Below are 21,160 nucleotides of genomic sequence, written 5' to 3'. Positions count from 1 at the left end.
TCGATCAGTTGTCCAGTCAATCTCAAAGGAAACCTCTTGACGAGGTTCATAAATTTACTGGCTATTCGGCACGCTGTTGAGTTCTCAAAGAACACACGCTCACCATCACGTCCCGCGTTCTACCGCGGTTCATTCCGGGGCTGGTGTTTCCGTTTGTGTTGCTGGAAGCTTAGCTCGTTCGTTTTCGCGGTGTCAAATCGGCCGGTTTCGGCTTCTCCGCTCCGCGACAAACGCGCTTCGCATTTAGTTCTTTGTGTTTCCCCGTGAACCGAGACAGCCTCGTAAGACTGCTTATTCGCTTCCTGGGGTGACGCGGCAGTACTCTACCCGGCCCGATTCGCGGTGTCAACCGCTCGTTCCGAGGTCCTGCCTGGCGACTCGGCAAAAGTTACTCATGAGCCGATCGGAAGTCAAATCGCCTGGTCAGCGGGCTGCCGGAGCGGCACGGCCACCTGCGGGCCGGACGGCGGGGCCTGGATCGGGCGGGGCCGCAGCCACAGCGAGATGGTCCGCATCCCCTCCATGGCGGCCACGATCCGCTCCGGCGAGGCCGCTTCGCGGGTCGCCACCGGCACCAGGTCGTAGCCCCAGATCCGGAATTCCTTCAGGACCGTGACCGGATCGTCGCCGAATCCCTCCGTCGCGGACGCGGAGAACTCCAGGAACACGTGCGGGCGGTCCCGGCGCAGCAGGCGCACCAGTCCGGCCAGCGCGCGATGGCCTCGGCCGGGTGCGTCCACGCGCACGACGGAGAGCTTCATGCCGTGCAGCGCGGGCACGGCCTCCAGCTCCTTGTCGAGCCGCGCCGACCGCACCTTCGGCGCGTCCTCCGGCGCGTCGGCCGGCGTCGGTGCGACGAACACCCCTCCGGTGAGCGCGGGTTGGGTGACGAGTTCACCGACGCTCTCCCACGCGGCGGCGTCCACGACGACGAGCCGTTCGGCGATGTTCGCGGGCAGGTTCACGTCGACGTTGTGCCGGAGCAGTTCACGCGCGGACCTGCACGGTTCGACGGCGACCACGGCACCGGCCGTGCCGAACCGGCTCAACATCCGCACGGTCTGGTACCCGATGTACGCACCGACGTCGAGGAAGATCCCGTCGGGCTCCACCACGGAGTCGATGAGCTCGGACAGGTCCGGCTCCCACACGCCGTTGCTGGACAGCATCGGCAGCATGAACGCGTCGTCGGACGGCAGCCGCAACATGCCCACTTCGGTCAGCACGAGTGAGCTGCGCACGTCGGGCACGTTCTCGCTGTGCCGTTCGTGCTCCCGCACCACTACGCGCCGCAGCGCGTCCGCGGTCTGCTGCGCCTGCTTCGCGGCACGCATCCCGTAGTCGAGCCGGGTGTCACGTTCCCGCAGCACGTCGACGACCTTGGACTCCAGGTCGTCGATGCGGTCGAGCGTCCGTTCCAGCGCGACCGCGAGCTTGTCGATGCGCTGCGCGAGCGCGTCACCGGACTTGGCGCGCTTGGCGGCTTCGGCCACCACGGCGTCCTCGATCTCGCGCAGCCTCCTGCCCTGCCCGGCCATGTCGGCGCGCACCCGCACCACGCCGTCGTCCAGGCCGAGCACCTGGTCGGAGAGCTGCACCTGGTTCTCCAGGTGCTGCTCGATCTCGGAGCGCAGCATCTCCAGCTCGCCGAGGCCGATGCCGGTGGACAGCTCGTCCTGCCGGCGCACCAGCTCGGACACGGTCCGCTCGACACCGTCCACCAGGGACGCCAGCACGTCACGCACGTGGTTGTCGTGGTGGTCCAGGACGCGCAGCACCATCTTGCGCAGTTGCGGTGCCATGGGCGTGCGGCTGGCCACGCCGACGTCGGGCTGTCGCAGCAACGCGTGCTTCGCGGAGTGCAGCGCCTTCATCGGGTCCACGGCGGGAGTCGGGTTCGCCGCGGCACGACGCGCGCGCCACGCTCGGTAGGCGTGTTCGACGCGTTCGCGCATGATGTCACCGATCAGGGCGACCGCGCGGCTTTCGACGCGTTCGCGGCCCTTCACGCCGATGGCGCGCGCTGCGGGCAGGTCGTCGGCGAGCGCGCGCAGCAGTTTGACGGCGGCCTGCACGTCCGGTTCGGAGCCTTGCCGGCACGGGACGTAGACCACCGACTGCTTGTCGAACAGCTCGGTGACGGGTCCCTGCTCGGGGGCGAGGATCGGGGTGCCCCGCGCGGCGTGCGCGGCGAGCGCCGAGGTGATCCGGTCGCCCCGGCCTCGGTGCAGCGAGATCAGGCAGTCGACCGGGCCGAGTTCGTCGACGAGTTCGATGCGGGGGTCGGTGGCGGTGGCCAGGCGGAGCCGCTCGGCGGCTTCCGGGTGGGCGTCCGCGCCGGTCACGGCGATGCGCAGGGTGACGTCCGCGCGGTCGGTGAACGCGCCGAGGAACGCCGAGACCGCGCCGATGACGTTGCCCTCGCGGTCGACGGCGTGGTCGGCGAGCGCCCCGAAGATCACCCCTTCGTGGTCGTCCGGCTCGTAGGCGTCCTGGTCGGGGACGGGCAGCGGCAGGACCCGGACCGCGGGACCGCCGGTGCGCTCGACGGCGGCCCGGGTGGCCTCGGACGGCACCCACACCTCGTGCGCACCCGGCGCGGGGCCCTCGTCCAGGCGGTAGTCCACGACGAACCGGCCGTCGGGCACCGGCACCGCGTGGTCGACCCGCACCACGACCGGGTAGCCGACCGCCGTGGAGGTGGGCAGGCCCGAGGCGCGGGCGGCGGCGTGGAGCAGGTCGGCGACCGGGCCCGAGCCGATGACGGACACGCCGAGCTGGTCCAGCAGGACCGGCGCGTCGGCGCGGGAGCTCGGCACGGCGGGCACCGGCAACCGGCCGCCCGCCACGCCCGGACCGGCGCACCAGTCGCGGAAAGCGGCGGCGTCCGCACCGAACGGCTCCGGGAACTGGGTGCGCAGCGCCTGGTCACCGCGCCACAGCGCGGCGGCCCAGCGGGTGCTGCCGGGCAGGTCGGGGACGGGCGAGCAGGCCCAGCGGAGGAAGCCGGCACCGCCGTCCGGGCCGAACGCGGCGGGCGGGTGGGGCAGGCCCACCGACATGCCGTTGACCCGGTCGTCGGCGGGTTGCCCGTGGGCGAAGTGCGACGGGTCGAACACCGAGCCGGGGTTGGTGCGCGCGGCGTCGCGGTAGTCGGCGCGCAGCGCGTCCGGGATGGGTGTGCCGTCGACGAGCTGGCCGAAGCCGTAGCGCACCGGCACGGGCGTGTAGCCGCGCCGCACGAGCTCGCCCCGGTAGGCGGTGCACAGCTCGGCGAGGGCGGGGTGCTCGGACAGCAGCACGCGCGGCCGGTCGGCGAACGCCGCCGACAACAGCCACGGGCGGCCCGGGTCGAAGCCCTCGAAGTGGACCGTACGCAGCGGCTCGCCGAGCACGGTCAGCGTGCCGTCGGCCAGGCGGTGCAGGTCGCGCTGGCCGGCGTTCCACGCCGACAGCCCGATCGTGGCGTCCCGCAGCACGTCCAGGCTGACCAGCGCGGGAGCCATGTCGAGCACGGCCTTGGTCGCGTCCGGGGTGCGCCGCAACTGCTCTTCCAGGGACCGCAGGAACGGTTCCGCGCCGGGTGCGACCACCAGGAAGCCCGGGTCGAACACGCCGGTCTCCAGCAGTTCGGTCGGGGTGGGCCGCAGGCCGTCGTCCGGCAGCGGGCGCAGCGCGCGCGGCAGGAGCACCAGCGGGCCGCGCTCGACGGCGTCCAGCACCCGGTCCGACACGGAGGCCAGCACCTGCACCCACGGGTCGAGGTAGAGCACCGGGATGCCCTGGCCGAGCAACTGCTCCAGCAGCCGGGGCCGCAGCAGCCCGCACAACTGCCGCGCGGTGCAGCCGGTCGCCAGTTCGGCCAGCTCCTCGGGGCGCACCCCGAGGTCGGCGGGTGTCACCAGGCCGGGGCCGGAGTGCTCCGGCTGGGCGTCCACGACGAGCGCGACGAACCGCGCCTCGGGGTGGTTGGCCAGGAAGGACCCGGACAGCACCTTCACCGCGGGCAGTTCGGCGGCGGTGGCCACCGTGCACGCGATCAGGGTGGGACGGGCCTCCGAACTCGCGGGCACCTCGGTCACGGTCTGCAAACCTAGCTTCTCCGAATGCCCGGTGTGGACCACCCGCGCGGGTTTTTCCCTCACAGGACCGGCAGCAGGGTGCGGAGTTCGTAAGGCGTGACGCTGCGCCGGTACGCGTCCCACTCCGTGCGCTTGTTGCGGAGGAAGAAGTCGTACACGTGCTCCCCCAGCGCTTCGGGCAGCAGTTCGGAGTTCTCCATCTCGGTCAACGCCTCCCCCAGGTTCTGCGGCAGGTTGTCGTAGCCGGCGGCCCGCCGCTCGCGGTCGGTCAGCGACCACACGTCGTCCTCGGCGGGCGGTGGCAGCTCGTAGCCCTTCTCCACGCCCTTGAGGCCCGCGGCGAGGATCACCGCGTACGCCAGGTACGGGTTGCACGCCGAGTCCAGCGACCGGATCTCCACCCGGCGGGACGACGACTTGCCCGGCGAGTACATCGGGACGCGCACCAGCGCGGAGCGGTTCGCGTGACCCCAGCACACGGCCGTGGGCGCTTCACCGCCGACGATGAGCCGCTTGTACGAGTTGACCCACTGGTTCGTGACACCGGAGATCTCGCGCGCGTGCTTGAGCAGGCCCGCGACGAACGCCTTACCGGTCTCCGAGAGCTGGTAGGGGTCCTCGGCGTCGTAGAACGCGTTGCGGTCGCCCTCGAACAGGCTGACGTGCGTGTGCATCCCCGAGCCGGGCTGCTCGGAGAACGGCTTGGGCATGAAGCTGGCCCGCACGCCCTGCGTGATCGCCACCTCGCGCACCACGTACCGGAACGTCATGACGTTGTCCGCCATGGTCAGCGCGTCGGCGTAGCGGAGGTCGATCTCCTGCTGACCGGGCGCGCCCTCGTGGTGGCTGAACTCCACCGAGATGCCCATCGCCTCCAGCGCCTCGATCGCGTGCCGGCGGAAGTGCGTCGCCGTCTCGTGGCTGGTCTGGTCGAAGAAGCCGCCGTTGTCCGCCGGGATCGGCTCGCTGCCGTCGGCCGGCAGGTTCTTCAGCAGGAAGAATTCCATCTCCGGGTGGACGTAGCAGGTGAACCCCGCCTCGCTGGCCTTGGCCAGGGCGCGGCGCAGGACGTGCCTCGGGTCGGCCCACGACGGCGAGCCGTCCGGCATCGCGATGTCGCAGAACATCCGCGCCGAGTAGTTCGCCTTGTCCGGCGTCTGCCAGGGCAGCACCTGGAACGTGGACGGGTCGGGCTTGGCCACCATGTCCGACTCGTAGACCCGCGCGAAGCCCTCGATGGCCGAGCCGTCGAAGCCGATGCCCTCGCTGAAGGCACCTTCGAGCTCGGCGGGTGCCACCGCGACGGACTTCAGGAAGCCCAGCACGTCGGTGAACCAGAGCCGGACGAATCTGATGTCCCGTTCCTCAAGGGTGCGGAGCACGAACTCCTGCTGGCGGTTCATGGCACGAAGCCTAGGTAAAGCCGCCCGCCGCCGCGTTGCCGACTCGCGGAAAGCGCCGAGGTCGGGTGTGGCGCGCGGGCAACCCGCAGGTCACACGGTGGAGCGCGCCGAGTTGAGGGTGTTCTCAGCGGGGTGGATCTACCCTTTGCGCATGTTCCGTCGTCGCGTCCTGGTAGGCGCGCTCGCCCTCCTGCTGGCCGGGTGCACGTCGTCCGGTGAGCTGCCCGCCGGGTCCGACCTGCTGGGCGAGTCGGCCGCCGCCATGCGCTCGGTGAGCAGCACGCACTTCACCATCGAGGTCGACGGCGAGCTGCCCGACGTGACCGTCAAGGACGCCGAGGGCGACCTCGACGCCGAGGGCAGGTCGAAGGGCCGGGCCAAGGTCGAGCAGTTCGGGCAGCTCCTGGAGGTGGAGTACGTCCTGGTCGGGGGCGACCTGTACTTCAAGGGCCCGACCGGCGGGTTCACCAAGTTGCCCGCCGCGCTGGCCGGCCAGGTCTACGACCCGACCGCGATCCTCGACCCGGACCGGGGCGTGGCGAAGGTGCTGGCCGACGCGAAGGACGCGAAGACGGTCAGCGCCGAGGACGGTGGTCACGTGGTCGAGGCGACGGTGCCGAAGGACGTGGCGGCGGGTCTCGTGCCCGGGATCGGCGGCGACGTGAAGGCGACGTTCACGCTCAAGGACGACAAGGTGACCAACGCCGTGTTCGAGCCGGCCAACGGCGCGAAGGTGACCATCGCGCTGACCGACCTGAACAAGGCGTTCACCGTCGCACCGCCGACGTGAGTTCCCGACGGCTGGCCATCGGCGCGGGGGCGCTCGCCGTCCTGCTCGGCGCGCTGGACGCGTACGTGGTGGTCGGAGTCCTGGTCGACATGGTGCGCGACATGGGCATCCCGGTGAACCACCTGGAGCGCGCCACCCCCGTGGTGACCGGGTACCTGCTCGGGTACGTGGCCGGGATGCCGCTGCTCGGGCAGCTCTCGGACCGGTTCGGCAGGCGGGTCGTGCTGCACCTGTGCCTGGTGGGGTTCGCCGTCGGCTCGGCGGTCACCGCCCTGGCGGGCGACCTGCCGCTGCTGGTCGTCGGCCGGGTCGTGCAGGGCCTGGCCGGTGGCGCGCTGCTGCCCGTGACGATGGCCCTGGTCGGCGACCTGTGGGACGAGAGGCGGCGGGCCGGCGCGCTGGGCGTGGTCGGCGCGGCGCAGGAGCTGGGCAGCGTGCTCGGGACCCTCTACGGCGTCGGGGTCGCGTCGCTGTTCAACGCGTGGTCGGTGGCCGAGTCGCTGGAGCCGCAGAGCTGGCGGTGGGTGTTCTGGGTGAACCTGCCGCTGGCGGCGGTGGCGGTGCTCGTCGTGCAGCGCACCGTGCCCGGCGGGTCGGGCCGGCCGGTGCGGATCGACGTCGTCGGCGGCGCGCTGCTGGCATTGTCGCTGGCACTGCTCGTGGTGGGTTTGTACAACCCGGACCCGGAGCACGCCGTCCTGCCGCCGTGGGGGTGGCCCGCGCTGGGTGGCGCGGTGGTCGCGCTCGCCGGGTTCGTGTGGTGGGAGAGGCGCTCGTCGGTGCGGCTGCTGGACCCGACCGGCGTGGCGATGCGGCCGTTCCTGGCGTCGCTGGGGGTGTCGCTGGCGGCCGGGGCGGCGTTGATGGTGACGCTGGTGGACGTCGAGCTGTTCGCGCAGACGGTGCTGCGCCGCGATTCGGCGGCGGCCGTGGCGCTGCTGGCCAGGTTCGTGATCGCGTTGCCGGTCGGGGCGCTGCTCGGTGGGTGGGTGGCGAGCCGGATCGGTGACCGCTGGGTGTCGGTGGTCGGGATGGCCCTGGCGGCGGGCGCGTACGTGCTGATCTCGCGGTGGCCGGCGGACGTGCCGCCGGCCACGCTCGACCGCGACCTGGTGGTGGCGGGCTTCGGGTTGGGGCTGGTGATCGCCCCGGTGTCGGCGGCGGTGCTGCGCGTGGTGCCGGCGGCCCAGCACGGAGTCGCGTCGGCGGCGGTCGTGGTGGCGAGGATGACCGGGATGCTGGTCGGCGTGGCGGCCCTGTCGGCGTGGGGGCTGCACCGCTTCAGGGAGCTGACGGCGGACCTGGACACCCCGTTGCCGTTCGGCGTGGAGGCGGCGGAGTTCAAGCGCCAGGTCGAGCAGTACCAGCGGTCCCTGACCGAAGCCCTGCTGACGGAGTACCACGAGATCTTCCTGATCACGGCCGTCATCTGCGGCGCGGGAGCGGTCCTGGCCCTCCTGCTCCCGGCGAAGACCCACCACCCGGCCCCTGCTCCCGACGCCACACGTCCCCGTAGCGGGTGAACAACCCTGGGAATTTGTACGAAAACACTGTTCCCGTTACTCGGTGAAATATCGAACGCGCGAGCCGCCGCCCCCCGGTCCCCACCCCAAGACCGCTACCCCACAACCACCCCCACCACGGTTCACACGGGACAGAACAAGACAGAACCAGGCAGGCCAACACCAAGTCCCCGTCTCGACCCCGCACTCCGCACCCCGCCTTTGCACTCCGACCCCGCGCCCCGCACTCCGCGCCCTGCACTCCGCGCCCCGCCCGACTCGCCCAGCCACCCCTGACCCGCCCACCCCTCGGCTTGCCGACCAGCTTGCCAACCGGGTCGCCGAGCGGGTCCCCGCCCGACTTGCCGAGCGGGTCACGAACCGGGTCGCCGAACGGACCGCTGAACGGACCGGCGAACGGCAGCTTGGCCGACGCGGCTGGATCTTGTGGGCGGCCGGACATGACATGCGGGGCCGCGCATGTCAGCCTGGACAGATGGGTGATCCGAATGCCTGGTACTACTGCCTGACCCACCAGACGGCCGAGAAGGGTGTCGGTTGTCGTGGCGGGGATCGAATGGGGCCTTATCCGGACGAGGCGGCGGCTCGGCGAGCGCTGGAGCTCGCCCGCGCGCGGACCGAGTCGGAGGACGAGGCCGATCGGAACTGGAAGGACGAGGCCGATCGGGAGTGGGAGGAGAAATAGACCGGGTTCCGGTTGCCGAGCGGGTTAAGGTGCAGGCGTGGCCTCGATCGTGATCCGTACCGGGCGGGCGGACCTGGACTTCAGCGGGATTCGAGCCGAGTTCGGGTTGCCCTCGGAGTTCCCGGCGGCGGTGCTGGCCGAGGCCGAGCAGGCCGTCGGGCGTGAGATCGCGGTCGGGGATCGTGAGGACGCCACGGCGTTGCCGCTGGTGACCATCGATCCGCCGGGCGCGAAGGACCTGGACCAGGCCGTGCTCGTGGAACGGGTCGGGCGCGGGTTCCGGGTGCACTACGCGATCGCGGACCTCGGGGTGTTCGTCGTGCCGGACGGCGCGTTGGACGCCGAGGTCCGGCGGCGCGGGCAGACCCTGTACCTCCCGGACGGCAACGTGCCGCTGCACCCGCCCGTGCTGTCGGAGGGCGCGGCGAGCCTCCTGCCGTCGCAGACCCGGCCGGCCGTGCTGTGGACGTTCGAGTGCGACGCCGACGGCGAGCCGGTGGACGTGCGGGTCCGGCGGGCCGTGGTGCGGTCGACGGCCCAGTTCGACTACGAGAGCGTGCAGGCGTCCTTCGACTCCGGCACGCCGCACCCGTCGATCGAGGCGTTGGCCGACTTCGGCCGGTTGCGGCGGGAGCGGGCCACGGAGCGCGGCGCGGTCGAGTTGCGGTTGCCGGAGCAGGAGATCGTGCCCAACGGCGACGGTGACTGGAAGCTGGTGGTCCGGCCTCGGGTCGACGTCGATGCCTGGAACGCCGAGATCTCGTTGCTGACCGGGATGTCGGCGGCGCGGATCATGCTGGACGCGAAGGTCGGCGTGCTGCGCACGTTGCCGGACGCGGACGACACGGCGGTCGACGCGTTGCGGCGCTCGGCGAGCGCGTTGGGCGTGCCGTGGCCGGACGGCGTCACGCCGGCGCGGTTCCTGGCCGACCTCGACCCGGCGCGACCGGAGTCGTTGGCGCTGTTCGTGGATGCGACACGGTTGTTGCGGGGCGCGGGTTACACGGCGTTCGACGGCGAGATCCCGCCGGTCACCACGCACGCCGGTGTCGCCGCTCCGTACACGCACGTCACCGCTCCGCTTCGGCGGCTGGTGGACCGGTTCGCCACCGAGGTGTGCCTGGCGGTGAGCGCCGGCCAGGACGTGCCGGAGTGGTTGCGGCGGGCGTTGCCGTTGCTGCCCGGCGTGATGGGCGGTTCGGACACGGTGGCGAACAAGGTGGACCGGGCCTGTCTGGACCAGGTCGAGGCGTGGGTGATGGCCGATCGGGTCGGCCAGGTCTTCGACGCGGTGGTGCTGCGGGCCGAGGGCAACGGGGCCGACGTGTTCGTCGCGCAGCCGCCGGTGATGGGCCGGTGCGCGGGAGCCGACCTGCCGGAGGGCGAACGGATCCGGGCCAGGTTGACCGAGGCCGATCCGGAACGCCGCAAGGTCGCGTTCACCCGGGTCGAGGACTGATGCTCCCGGTCGACGACCTGGGCGAGCCGGTCGCGCTGCCGGTCGCTCCTCGGCGCGTGGTGAGCCTGGTCCCCTCGCTCACCGAGGCCGTCGATCCCGGCGTGCTCGTGGGAGCCACCGACTACTGCACGCATCCTGCGGACCTGGACGTCACGCGGATCGGCGGGTCGAAGTACCCGAAGGTCGACCGCGTGGTGGCGTTGACGCCCGACCTGGTGCTCGCGAACAGCGAGGAGAACCGGCCGGAGGACGTGGAACGCTTGCGCGCCAACGGGATTCCGGTGTGGGTGACAGCCGCGCCCGCGACCGTTCCGGCTGCGCTCAAGTCGTTGCGCCGGCTGCTGGGCACGGCGTGGGACGTGGAGCCGGACTGGTTGGTCGAGGCCGAACGGGTGTGGCGGGACGTCGAGCCGGCCAGGTTCCGCGCGATCGTCCCGGTGTGGCGCAAGCCGTGGGTGGTGGTGGGGCGGGACACGTTCGCCGGGGACGTGCTGCGGCGGCTCGGCGTGGTCAACGCGTACGCCGACCACGCCGAGCGGTATCCGCGACCGTCGCTGGACGAGCTCCGGGCGGTCGATGCGGATCTGGTGGTGCTGCCGGACGAGCCGTACCTGTTCACGCCCGAGGACGGTCCGCAGTTCTTCCCGGACTTGCGGCCGGTGCACGTTTCCGGGCGTTATCTGACCTGGTACGGGCCGTCGTTGGTGGCGGCGCGATCCGAGCTGGCGCGGGCGTTCGCGGGCTGAGGTGGCGCGGGCGCTCGCGAGTGGGGCGCTCGCGGGTGGGGTGGTTCGCGGGGCTGCGATCTATCGGGCTCGGGGACGGAAGCGGTCGGTGGCTGCCACCAGTGCCTCCAGAATTCCCGGCTCGTCGAACGCGTGACCCGCGTCGGGCACCATGACCAGTTCCGATCCCGGCCACGCCCGGTGCAGTTCCCAGGCGGACGTCGCGGGGGTGGCCATGTCGTAGCGGCCCTGCACGATGACGGCCGGGATGCCCGCGAGCACGCCGGCGTCGCGCAGCAACTGGCCTTCGTCCAGCCACCCCCGGTTGACGAAGAAGTGGTTCTCGATGCGGGCGAACGCCAGCGCGTAGCGGGGTTCGGCGAACACCGCGACGAGCTCCGGCCGTTCGCGCAAGGTGACCGTGGAGCCTTCCCACACGCTCCACGCGACCGCCGCCGGTTCGTGCACGGCCGGATCGGGGTGGTTGAGCAGGCGGGCGTAGGTGTTGATCACGTCGCCGTCGGGGGCGAGCGCCGCGACCCGGCTCCACAGCTCGGGGAACACGAAGCCGGCACCGCCGCCGTAGTACCAGTCCAGTTCGCGCTCGCGCACCAGGAAAATCCCGCGCAGCACCATTTCGGTGACCCTCGACGGGTGGGTTTCGGCGTACGCGAGCGCGAGCGTGCTGCCCCACGAGCCGCCGAACACCTGCCAGCGGTCGATGCACAGGTGGTCGCGCAGCTTCTCCAGGTCGTCGACGAGGTGCCAGGTGGTGTTGGTGGTCAGGTCCGCGCCCGGACTACTGGCATGCGGCGTGGACCGCCCGCAGCCGCGCTGGTCGAGCAGCACGATCCGGTAGGCCGCCGGGTCGAACAACCTGCGGTGGACGGGCGAACTGCCGCCGCCCGGTCCGCCGTGCAGGAACACCACGGGCTTGCCGCGGGGGTTGCCGGACACCTCCCAGTAGATGCGGTTGCCGGCACCGACGTCGAGCAGGCCCTGGACGTAGGGCTCGATCTCGGGGTACATGGCCCCCACTGTGCCCGACGCCGGCCCGTCGATGATCACCCTGCCGGGACGGGGAAGGCGTGTTGCGTGGGGACCGTGCGCCGGGTCGGAGGAACGTGCGGCGGGTCAGGTGGCCCCTTGCGCACGGGGGCCGGAAAAGACCCGCCCTCGATCAGTGGAAGGTGTGCTCCGGGCCGGGGAACTGGTGGCCGCGAACCTCGTCCGCGAACGAGCGGGCCGCGCCGAGCATGACATCGGCCATGTCCGCGTACCGCTTCACGAACTTGGGGGCCTTGCCCCGGCGCAGTCCGACCATGTCCTGCCACACCAGGACCTGGGCGTCGGTGTCCGGACCCGCGCCGATGCCGACGGTCGGGATGTCGAGGTCGTGGGTGATCTGCTTGGCGACCTCGGCGGTGACCATCTCCAGGACCACCGCGAACGCCCCGGCTTCCTGCACGGCCCGCGCGTCTTCCACGACGGAGTCGAACGCGTCGTTGCGGCCCTGGACCCGGTAGCCGCCGAGCTGGTGCTCGCTCTGCGGGGTGAACCCGATGTGGGCCATGACCGGGATGCCGGCCCGCACGATCGCCTGGATGTGCGGTGCGAAGTGGCGACCGCCCTCCAGCTTGACGGCGTGCGCGCGGCCTTCCTTCATGAACCGCACGGCGGTGGCCACGGCCTGCTCGACGGACACCTGGTAGGAGCCGAACGGCAGGTCGGCCACGACCAGGGCGCGCTTCGCGGACCGGGTGACGCCGCGAACCAGCGGGATCAGCTCGTCCACGGTCACCGGCAGCGAGGTGTCGTAGCCGTAGACGTTGTTCGACGCGGAGTCGCCGACCAGCAGCACCGGGATGCCCGCTTCGTCGAAGAGCTCGGCGGTGTACATGTCGTAGGCGGTGAGCATGGGCCACGGCTCGCCGCGTTCCTTCAGCTCACGCAGGTGGTGGATGCGCACTTTCTTCGCCGGCGCGGTGGGGGTGCTGGGTCCGCTGCCGTAGGGCGCGGGTACCTCGGCGGAAGTCATCGTCGACCGTCCTCCCTCGAAGCCCGCTTCGTCGCGGGTCTCCGGGCCTTGTTGCACGGTTTACCCGCTCAGCGTGACACCGCAGGGGCCGGTTGTGCACGGTGTGGGAGTCACTTCACACGTCACAACCACTCTGAGTTGTCGAATTATCACTCCGTGGCATGTCGCGGGCGGCTGGATGGGGAGGCGTGTAAGGAAAGGTGCGTTCAGAAGGGCAGCCTGACGGCGTGTATGGGCTGTGGCGGCGTGCGGTCAGACCTGTCGGGTGGGCAGGACCACGATCTGGCGCAGGTTGACGTGCTGGGCGCGGCTGGTGGTGTAGCCGACCACGTCGGCCACCTCCGCCGAGGTCAGGCGGCCCACTCCGTCGAACCAGGAGCCGAGGTCGTCGCGGACGGCGGCGTTGTCGATGTGGTCGCCCAGCTCGGATTCGGTGAAGCCCGGTTCGATGTTGGTGACCCGCACGTTCTTCGGCCCGAGTTCGGTGCGCAGGTTCGCGGACAGGTGGGTGACGGCGGCCTTGGTCGCGGTGTAGACGGCGAAGTCGGGGAACGTGAGGTGCGCCCCGATCGAGGAGATGTTCACCAGGTCGGCCGGGCCGGACTTGGCGGCTTCGATCAGATCTTCGGTGAACGCGCCGGTCACGGCGAGGACGCCACCCAGGTTCGTGTCGATCATCCGGGTCCACTCGTCGGCGCGCCGGTCGGTGATGGGGTTGGCGAGCATGACGCCCGCGTTGTTCACCACCAGGTCGACGCGGCCGTAGGTCTCGTGGACGGCGGTGACCGCCTCGGTCAGGTCCCGGGTCACGTCCGCCGCCACCGCAAGCGCTTGCCCACCGTCGGCGCGGATCTTGTCCGCGAGTTCGGCGAGCCGGTCGGCCCGGCGGGCCAGCAGTGCGACCCGGGCACCTGAGCGGGCGAGCACCAGGGCGATCTCGGCCCCGATGCCGCTCGCGGCTCCGGTGACGACGGCGGTGCGGTCGGTGAGGTCGTAGGTCATGGGATCCAGGGTGGGGGCGGTTCGGGCACGGACCGGAGGCCCCGGCTCTCCCCAGGTCTGGCAGGACCAGGTTGCGACGGCGCGATCCGGCCATACTGGGTGACGTGAACCACGACCTGGGCGAGTTCCTGCGCACCCGCCGGGCCCGCGTCCGGCCGGACGACGTGGGGTTGCCGGGTGGTGGTCGCCGACGTGTGCCGGGCTTGCGCCGCGAGGAGTTGGCGCTCCTGGCCGGCGTGAGCGTGGACTACTACATGCGGCTGGAGCAGGGGCGGACGCCGGCGGTGTCCGACGCCGTGCTGGACGCGGTGGCGCGGGTGTTGCGGCTGGACGACACCGAGCGCGCGCACTTGCGGAACCTGGTGCGGCCCGCGAGGCCGCGCAAGGCCGTGCCGCAGCGGGTGCGGCCGGGGCTGCGGCGGTTGCTGGACCTGATGGAGGACGTGCCCGCCCTCGTGCTGGGCCGTCGCACGGACCTGTTGGCGTGGAACGCTTTGGCGGGCGCGCTGGGCGGGTACGAGGGGTTCGCGCCGACCATGCTGAACAGCGCGCGGCACGTGTTCCTGGATCCGGCGGCCCGCCGGTTCTACCGGGACTGGCCGACAGTGGCGGCGGACACGGTGGCCGTGTTGCGGCTCGACGCCGGGCAGCATCCCGACGACGCGCGGTTGGCCGCGTTGGTCGGCGAGCTGTCGGTGAAGGACGAGACCTTCCGGACGTTGTGGGCGCAGCACGCCGTGTTGGAGAAGACGCACGGCACGAAGCTGATGCGCCACGACGTGGTGGGCGATCTGGACCTGGACTACGAGGTGTTGCTGTTCCCGGGCGAACCGGACTTGCAGTTGGTGGTGTACACGGCGGAGGAGGACTCGCCGACCGAGGAGCGATTACGCCTGTTGGCGAGTTGGTCGGCCTCGGTCGACGTCTGACGCGGTCGCCGGATGACGCCTCTCAGGAGCAGGTCTTGCCGGTGGCCGGAAGTGTCAGGTTGATCAGGTACTCGTCGCCGATCGGGTCGACGCACCCGTTGCCCTGCAAGTACACGGTGTGCTGGTTGCCCTCGTAGGTGAGCAGCCCGCCACCGAGCTCCTTGGCCAGGTTCACGCCCGCCTGGTACGGGGTGGCCGGGTCGCCGGTGGTGGAGATGATCAGCGTCGGAGGCAGGCCATCGGTGGTCTTGGCGTCCTGCGCGGTCGGCGGGACGGGCCAGAACGCGCACGAGTCGAGCGCGCCGGCCGGCGGGTTGCCGTCGTCGAGGAACGGGGCGGCGGCCTTGTAGCGGCGGGCGACGTCGTCGAGCACGGCGCGGTCGGTGACGCGCGGCTCGTCCACGCACTTCACGGCGGTGAAGGCGTCGGTGATCGTGGCGTACTTGCCGTCCTTGTCGCGGTCGTAATAGGCGTCCGCGAGCTGCATCAGCACTTCGCCGCTGTTGTTCTTCAGCTCGGCGAGGCCGGCGTTGAGCGGGCCCCACAGCTCTTCGGTGTACATGGCCTGGATCGCGCCGGTGATGGCGTCGTTGTAGGACAGCTTCCGCGAGTCGACGTCGACCGGGCGCTGCGCGAGCGGCAGGGTGAGGTCGCGGAACGCCTTGCTCGCGCCCGACGCGTCCCGGCCGAGCGCGCAGTCCTGGCGTTTCGCGCACCACGCGGAGAACGCGTCGAACGCCTTCTGGAACCCGGCAGCCTGGGCGATCAGCGACTCGACCTGGTCCTGGGTCGGGTCGACGGCTCCGTCGAGGACGAGCGCGCGGACGTTCGCGGGGAACGCCGCCGCGTAGCCCGCGCCGATGTGCGTGCCGTAGGAGTAGCCGAGGTAGGTGAGCTTCTCGTCGCCGAGCGCGGACCGCATCGCGTCGAGGTCGCGGACGACGTCGCGGGTGCCGACGTTCGCGAGGACGTCGGCACCGGTGGTCGCGGCGCACTTCTCGGCGTACGCCTTGTTCTCCGCCTCGGTCTGCGCGATGCCGGCCGGTGACGTGTCGAGGTCGATGTCGAGGCGGTCGGTGTCGCGTTCGTCGTCGGTGAGGCAGCGGACCTGCGGTTGGCTGGAGCCGACGCCGCGCGGGTCGAACCCGACCAGGTCGAAGCGCTCGCCGAGGGAGGACTTGGCGACCTGCGCGCCGAGGCTCGCGGCGGCGGACATGCCCGACGCGCCGGGGCCGCCGGGGTTGATGAACAGCGAGCCGATGCGGTCACCGGTGGCCCGCTGGCGCAGCAGGCCGAGGCGGATGGTCCGACCGTCCGGTTTCGCGTAGTCGAGGGGCACCTCCAGGCGCGCGCACTCGATGCTCTTCTTGTTCCTGTACTGCGATCGGGTGGTTCCGGTGGTGGCGTAGTCGGCGCAGTCCTCCCAGCCGAGCTGCTGGCCGTAGAACCGTTTCAGTCCGGCGGGCACGGTGCCGGCGGGTCCGCGCTGTTCAAGCGCTGTTCCCGGGGTCGGTGAGCCGGGCACGACGCTCGTGCAGGACGCCAGCACGGGCAGGACGAGGAACAGCGTTAGGGAACGGCGCACGGTTCGATCGTAGGTGTGACACGTCGGCCACAACGTCCACCACGCTCGCCCCGGGTGAGCGAGAATGCGTCCATGCCACAGCTCCGACTCGCTCTCGCCCAGGTCAACGCCTGTGTCGGCGACCTGGCCGGCAACGCCGAACTCGTCGTGGACTGGTCCCGCAAGGCCGTCGAGGCCGGCGCGCACCTCGCGGTCTTCCCGGAGATGGTGCTCACCGGGTACCCGGTGGAGGACCTGGCGCTGCGGGAGTCGTTCGCGGAGGCGTCCCGGGCGGCGCTGGCCGCCTTGGCGACGCGCCTGGACGAGGCGGGCTGCGGTGGGCTGGCCGTGTTCGTCGGCTACCTGGACCGCGACGAGCTCGGGGTGCGCAACGCGGCGGCGGTGCTGCACGGCGGCGAGGTCGTGGCGCGGCAGCACAAGCACCACCTGCCGAACTACGGCGTGTTCGACGAGCGGCGGTACTTCACGCCCGGCGACTCGCTGGACGTCGTGCGGCTGCACGGCGTCGAGGTCGGCATGGTGATCTGCGAGGACCTGTGGCAGGACGGCGGGCCGATCGCCGCGCTCGGGGCGGCCGGCGTGGACCTGGTGGTGTCGCCGAACGCCTCGCCCTACGAGCGGAAGAAGGACGACGCCCGGTTGCCGCTGGTCGCCCGGCGGGCGATCGAGGCTCGGGCCCCGCTCGCCTACGTGAACCTGATCGGCGGCCAGGACGAGCTGGTGTTCGACGGTGACACGATGGTGGTCACCGCCGACGGGGAGCTGGTGACCCGGGCACCGCAGTTCGTCGAGCACCTCGTGGTGCTCGACCTGGACCTGCCCGGCGGCGCGGCCCGGACGGAAGGCGTGGTCAACGGGTTCACGGTGCGGCGGCGGGTGGTGTCGGCGGACCCGGTGGCCCGCTACGAGCCGCTGCCCGTGCCGGCGGCGGCCGAGCCGTTGTCGGACGAGGCCGAGGTGTGGCACGCCCTGGTCACCGGACTGCGCGACTACACGCACAAGAACGGGTTCCGGTCGGTCGTGTTCGGGCTGTCCGGCGGGATCGACTCGGCGGTCGTGGCGGCGTTGGCCGTGGACGCGCTGGGAGCCGACTCGGTCTACTGCGTGTCGATGCCGTCGGTGTACTCGTCGGACCACTCGAAGTCCGACGCCCACGACCTGGCGCAGCGGACCGGCGTGCACTACGAGGTGCAGCCGATCGCGGACATGGTGAAGATCTTCGTGGACCAGCTCGGGCTGACCGGGCTGGCCGAGGAGAACGTGCAGGCGCGGTGCCGGGGCGTGACGCTGATGGGGTTGTCCAACCAGCACGGGCACCTGGTGCTCGCGCCCGGCAACAAGACCGAGCTCGCGGTCGGGTACTCGACCATCTACGGCGACGCGGTGGGCGGGTTCGCGCCGATCAAGGACGTGCTGAAGACCCTCGTGTGGGACCTGGCCCGGTGGCGCAACGCGCAGGCCGAGAAGCTGGGCGAGCTGCCGCCGATCCCGGAGAACTCGATCAGCAAGCCGCCCTCGGCCGAGCTGCGGCCGGGGCAGGTGGACACGGATTCGCTGCCCGACTACGAGCTGCTGGACGCCGTGCTGGACGACTACGTCGAGGGCGACAAGGGCTACCACGACCTGATCGCGATGGGGTTCGCGCCCGAGCTGGTCGACAAGGTGCTCCGCATGGTGGACCGCGCCGAGTACAAGCGGCGGCAGTACCCGCCGGGCACCAAGATCACGTTCAAGGCGTTCGGGCGCGACCGCCGGCTGCCCATCACGAGCGGGTGGCGCGAGGGCTGACCTTCCGGGCGCGCCCCGGTCCGACCGGGGCCGACTTGGACTGGCTGGGGTCGACTTGGGTTGGCTGGGCCGACGGGGGCCGAGTGGGACCGTTCGCACGGTGGCTCGGTCGGCGGTGGTTCGCTTTGCCGGTGACGCACCTCGGCCGGACCTCGCCTGGTGGCGGGGTCCGGCCGAGGTGCGTCGAGTGCTTCTAGGGGCTTCTAGGGGCTTCTAGGGGCTTCGAGGGGTTGCGCGGGAGCTAAGCGGGAGCGGCGTGGCCGGTGGTCCCGGTGTGGTCCGTGGATCGCTTGGTCGCGGGCGCGCGGCCCTCGGTCACCGCGGTCGCGATGCTCAGCACACCGAGCACCAGCAGCGTGATGCCGAACAGCCAGGCGAGCGCCACCATGCTGGACAGCGGCGCGACCAGGACCACGATCCCGGCGATGACCGTGACCACGCCGGAGAACACCGCCCAGCCGCTGGTGCCGAAGCCGTGGAAGATCTCGGCCACCCCGCCGACCACCCAGATCGCGCCGAGCAGCAGCGCCAGGACGGCGATCGTCTGGAACGGCGCGCGCAGGCACAGGATGCCCGCGAGCAGCGACAGCAGCCCGGACACCGCGAACAGCACCCGGTGACCGGTGCCCGCTCCGTCCGTCGTGAACGTGCTGACCAGCCAGAATACGCCGGTGATCAGGAGTTGGACGCCGAACAGCACCGCCGCCGTGAGGATGGTGATGCCGGGCCAGATCAGCACCAGCAGCCCGATCAGCACGGTGATCACGCCGAACGTGATCCGCAGTCCCTTCGACTGGCCGAGCGTCGCGAGCGACGGTGACGGACCAGTCGTGCCACCCGGACCAGCCTCGAAGTGCGTCATGGCGACCAGGGTGCGCCTCATCACCACGTCGTGCAGTGCCGAACTCGCGTATCACCCGTTCCGGGACGCCAGAGCAGGTGCGCGCGTAGCCGGGTGCGAGCCCGGAGCCAGGTGCAGAGGCAAGTACGGAGGCAAGTACGGAGGCAAATATGGAGGCAAGTGCGGAGACGAAGTCGGATGCGGGGCTGAAACCGAGTGCGGAACCAGGTGTGAAACCGGGTGCGGACGAGGTCGGTCAGCGGGATGTCCAGCGTGCGGCAGGGCTTGGGGGCCGGGGTGTCGGGGGCGATAGGGGCGACAGGGATGTCGGGAGCGACGAGGGTGCCGGGGGTGCCGGGGACCTGCGTGCACGGCCTGCGCGCGAGTCGCGCCAACGCGGTCGCGCCCGAGCGTTGCGGACTCGGCCGGCCGGCGATGCGCGGTCGGGGCCGCCCGGCGGCGGGGCTGGGCTTGGCGGGGCTGGGCTCGGCGCGGTCAGGCTTGGCGGGGTGCGGCTTGGCGCGGCCCGGTTCGGTGAGGCCCGGTTCGGCTGGGTGCGGCTCGGCTGGGTGCGGCTCGGTTGGTTGAGCGGTGGGGAGCGGGGAGCGGCACCGGGCTCGCAGGTGGGCTGGGACGGTGGGTCGGGGTGCGCGGGATTCCATGTTCTACCCGAGTGACGGGAACACCGTTACCGTACGTTTTTCGGCTTGATCACCCGAAAGTGTCAGGACCGAGGAACGTCCCGAGGCGTGGCGGCCTGGGGCCGCCGATCCCGTCAGCGCTGGTGGGGCGACTGCACCGGCAAGGGGCCGGACTGGGGGTGCTGCTGGTGCGGCACCGGGAAGCCCCGGGCCGGGGTGTTCTGGTTGGCGTTGGCGTAGTCGCCGGGGATCGGGTCCAGGACGGACACCAGCACCACGCGGTTCTCCGGGTCGTCGATGCGGGTCCCGGCGCGGTCCCGGTAGACGAGTTCGCCGTCCGCGTCGATCTCCATGATCGCGCCGACCTCGGCCAGTTGCTCCTCGTCCAGGTCCACCAGGCGCTCCCGCCGGGACGGGGTGACGCGGTAGATCGGCCACCCCAGGTGGGCGAACGAGCGGTGGAACTCGGCCAACAGGTGGGTCATCTGCTGCTGCCACGGCAGCGGCATCGCCTCGACCAGCGACCTCGGGAGCACGGCGTACGCACCGTCGACTCCCGGCGGCAGGGCCGACAGGTAGTCCCGGACCGGGGTGCTGGACGCGGGCGGGCCGGCGTGGCGCTGGATGGGGTCGGGGGTGAACATCGGTAATACCTCCCTCGCACGATCTACACGCCCGGCCGGACGGCCAGTGGCATCAACTCGTGGTAGTCCCAGTTGACCTTGCTGATCTTCACCACGTCCCCGGTCTGGGGGGCGTGGATGTACTCGTCGCCGCCCAGGTACATGGCCACGTGGTGCACCGTGACCGGGTCGGCCGGGTTGGTCGCCCAGAAGATCAGATCACCTGCTTTGGCCTCCCGCACGGGGAGGTGCGCGCCACCGGAGGTGTACTGGTCGTTCGCCACGCGCGGGATCTTCACGCCGGCTTCGGCGAACGCCTTGACCAGGATGCCCGAGCAGTCCCACTGGTCGGGGCCGTTGCCGCCCCACAGGTACGGCTCGCCGAGCTGCTGCTTGGTGAACTCGATCGCGGTGCCCGCTGCCCCGGAGGCGAGCAGGAACTGGCCGACGGCCTGGCCGCAGCCGGCCGGGTCGACCACGTTGCCGAGGTCGCCGATGAGGAACGCGGCCATGGCTTCCCAGTTGTGGTACCGGTCGGGGAACGCGGAGCGCTCCACGGCCTGCGCCGACTCGCCGGGCCGCCGGTCCTCCCAGTTGGGGACGTTGACCAGCACGTCGTAGAACTTGTTGACCGCGTACACCGGGTCGGTGACCTCGGTGGGTGAGCCCCAGCCCATGGAGGGGCGCATCTGGAAGATGCCGAGCGAGTCGCGGTCGCCGTAGTCGAGGCTGCGCAGCCCGGATTCGGTCATGCCGGCCTGGATGGCGATCTGCCAGGCGAGCGGCGGCAGCTTGCGCTCCTGGCCGATGGAGATGATCTTGGCGACGGTGCCGCGCTGCTCTTCGTCCAGCCGGCTCGCGTCGTTGCGGCCCTTCTCCTCGCCGCCGCCCTCCCACGGGCCGATCGACGCGTTGCACCCGACGTTGCGGATGCCCATCGTGGCCTCGTCGGGCGTGGTTCCGTTGACCACGGTCGACACGCCGTTGGTCACGGTGACGGCGACTACGGCGGCCACCGCTGCGACGACCATCGCGATCTTCAGCAT

The 21,160-nt window shown here is 71.3% G+C and carries 16 protein-coding genes; 7 read left to right on the top strand and 9 right to left on the bottom strand.

Annotation, left to right across the window (positions count from 1 at the left end):
- Positions 1 to 410: 410 nt before the first annotated feature.
- Positions 411 to 4,082 carry an FkbM family methyltransferase gene (locus tag AB0G01_RS34190; RefSeq protein ID WP_360954685.1) on the bottom strand — a complete coding sequence of 1,224 codons (3,672 nt, stop codon included), beginning with the start codon at positions 4,080 to 4,082 and terminating at the stop codon, positions 411 to 413.
- Positions 4,083 to 4,141: 59 nt separating this feature from the next.
- The gene (locus AB0G01_RS34185) at positions 4,142 to 5,485 is read right to left on the bottom strand and encodes a glutamine synthetase family protein (RefSeq protein WP_360954682.1); all 1,344 of its coding nucleotides are present in this window, start codon (positions 5,483 to 5,485) and stop codon (positions 4,142 to 4,144) included.
- Between the two features lie 151 nt (positions 5,486 to 5,636).
- Here AB0G01_RS34185 and AB0G01_RS34180 point away from each other — a divergent pair, with 151 nt between their 5' ends.
- From AB0G01_RS34180 to AB0G01_RS34160, 5 genes are all read left to right on the top strand, one after another.
- On the top strand, positions 5,637 to 6,275 hold the full coding sequence (locus tag AB0G01_RS34180) for an LppX_LprAFG lipoprotein (RefSeq protein ID WP_360954679.1): 639 nt from the start codon (positions 5,637 to 5,639) through the stop codon (positions 6,273 to 6,275).
- Entirely contained in the window at positions 6,272 to 7,798 is a 1,527-nt protein-coding gene (locus AB0G01_RS34175; protein WP_360954676.1) for an MFS transporter, read from the top strand. The genes AB0G01_RS34180 and AB0G01_RS34175 overlap by 4 nt, the downstream gene beginning before the upstream one ends.
- 475 nt (positions 7,799 to 8,273) lie before the next feature.
- On the top strand, positions 8,274 to 8,483 hold the full coding sequence (locus tag AB0G01_RS34170) for a hypothetical protein (RefSeq protein ID WP_360954673.1): 210 nt from the start codon (positions 8,274 to 8,276) through the stop codon (positions 8,481 to 8,483).
- Between the two features lie 49 nt (positions 8,484 to 8,532).
- Positions 8,533 to 9,942, top strand: coding sequence for an RNB domain-containing ribonuclease (locus tag AB0G01_RS34165; protein WP_360954694.1), 1,410 nt, complete (start codon positions 8,533 to 8,535; stop codon positions 9,940 to 9,942).
- Positions 9,942 to 10,688, top strand: a complete 747-nt coding sequence (locus AB0G01_RS34160) for a helical backbone metal receptor (RefSeq protein ID WP_360954670.1) — start codon at positions 9,942 to 9,944, stop codon at positions 10,686 to 10,688. The genes AB0G01_RS34165 and AB0G01_RS34160 overlap by 1 nt, the downstream gene beginning before the upstream one ends.
- Before the next feature lie 60 nt (positions 10,689 to 10,748).
- Here the strand turns inward: AB0G01_RS34160 and pip are convergent, their stop codons facing one another.
- The 3 genes from pip to AB0G01_RS34145 all read right to left on the bottom strand — a co-directional run bounded on the left by pip (position 10,749) and on the right by AB0G01_RS34145 (position 13,707).
- Positions 10,749 to 11,696 (bottom strand): prolyl aminopeptidase, encoded by a 948-nt coding sequence (pip, locus tag AB0G01_RS34155; RefSeq protein ID WP_360954668.1) that lies wholly within the window; start codon positions 11,694 to 11,696, stop codon positions 10,749 to 10,751.
- Positions 11,697 to 11,847: 151 nt separating this feature from the next.
- Positions 11,848 to 12,705 carry a 3-methyl-2-oxobutanoate hydroxymethyltransferase gene (gene panB / locus AB0G01_RS34150; protein ID WP_360954665.1) on the bottom strand — a complete coding sequence of 286 codons (858 nt, stop codon included), beginning with the start codon at positions 12,703 to 12,705 and terminating at the stop codon, positions 11,848 to 11,850.
- Positions 12,706 to 12,957: 252 nt separating this feature from the next.
- On the bottom strand, positions 12,958 to 13,707 hold the full coding sequence (locus tag AB0G01_RS34145; protein WP_360954662.1) for an SDR family oxidoreductase: 750 nt from the start codon (positions 13,705 to 13,707) through the stop codon (positions 12,958 to 12,960).
- Between the two features lie 104 nt (positions 13,708 to 13,811).
- Here AB0G01_RS34145 and AB0G01_RS34140 point away from each other — a divergent pair, with 104 nt between their 5' ends.
- Positions 13,812 to 14,636: a helix-turn-helix transcriptional regulator gene (locus tag AB0G01_RS34140; RefSeq protein WP_360954659.1), complete on the top strand. Its 825-nt coding sequence runs from the start codon at positions 13,812 to 13,814 to the stop codon at positions 14,634 to 14,636.
- 22 nt (positions 14,637 to 14,658) lie between these two features.
- Here the strand turns inward: AB0G01_RS34140 and AB0G01_RS34135 are convergent, their stop codons facing one another.
- On the bottom strand, positions 14,659 to 16,221 hold the full coding sequence (locus tag AB0G01_RS34135) for an alpha/beta hydrolase (RefSeq protein WP_360954656.1): 1,563 nt from the start codon (positions 16,219 to 16,221) through the stop codon (positions 14,659 to 14,661).
- A gap of 72 nt (positions 16,222 to 16,293) precedes the next feature.
- Between AB0G01_RS34135 and AB0G01_RS34130 the strand changes: the two genes are divergently transcribed.
- The gene (locus tag AB0G01_RS34130) at positions 16,294 to 18,009 is read left to right on the top strand and encodes an NAD+ synthase (protein WP_360954653.1); all 1,716 of its coding nucleotides are present in this window, start codon (positions 16,294 to 16,296) and stop codon (positions 18,007 to 18,009) included.
- Positions 18,010 to 18,250: 241 nt separating this feature from the next.
- Here AB0G01_RS34130 and AB0G01_RS34125 read toward each other — a convergent pair whose 3' ends face one another.
- From AB0G01_RS34125 to AB0G01_RS34115, 3 genes are all read right to left on the bottom strand, one after another.
- The gene (locus AB0G01_RS34125; protein ID WP_360954650.1) at positions 18,251 to 18,871 is read right to left on the bottom strand and encodes a DUF308 domain-containing protein; all 621 of its coding nucleotides are present in this window, start codon (positions 18,869 to 18,871) and stop codon (positions 18,251 to 18,253) included.
- A gap of 754 nt (positions 18,872 to 19,625) precedes the next feature.
- On the bottom strand, positions 19,626 to 20,135 hold the full coding sequence (locus tag AB0G01_RS34120; RefSeq protein WP_360954647.1) for a hypothetical protein: 510 nt from the start codon (positions 20,133 to 20,135) through the stop codon (positions 19,626 to 19,628).
- Positions 20,136 to 20,158: 23 nt separating this feature from the next.
- Entirely contained in the window at positions 20,159 to 21,160 is a 1,002-nt protein-coding gene (locus AB0G01_RS34115) for a C40 family peptidase (RefSeq protein ID WP_360954644.1), read from the bottom strand.

Source organism: Actinosynnema sp. NPDC023587, from assembly GCF_040640215.1.
GTDB lineage: Bacteria > Actinomycetota > Actinomycetes > Mycobacteriales > Pseudonocardiaceae > Actinosynnema.
This window is presented reverse-complemented; position numbering and strand designations above follow the sequence as displayed.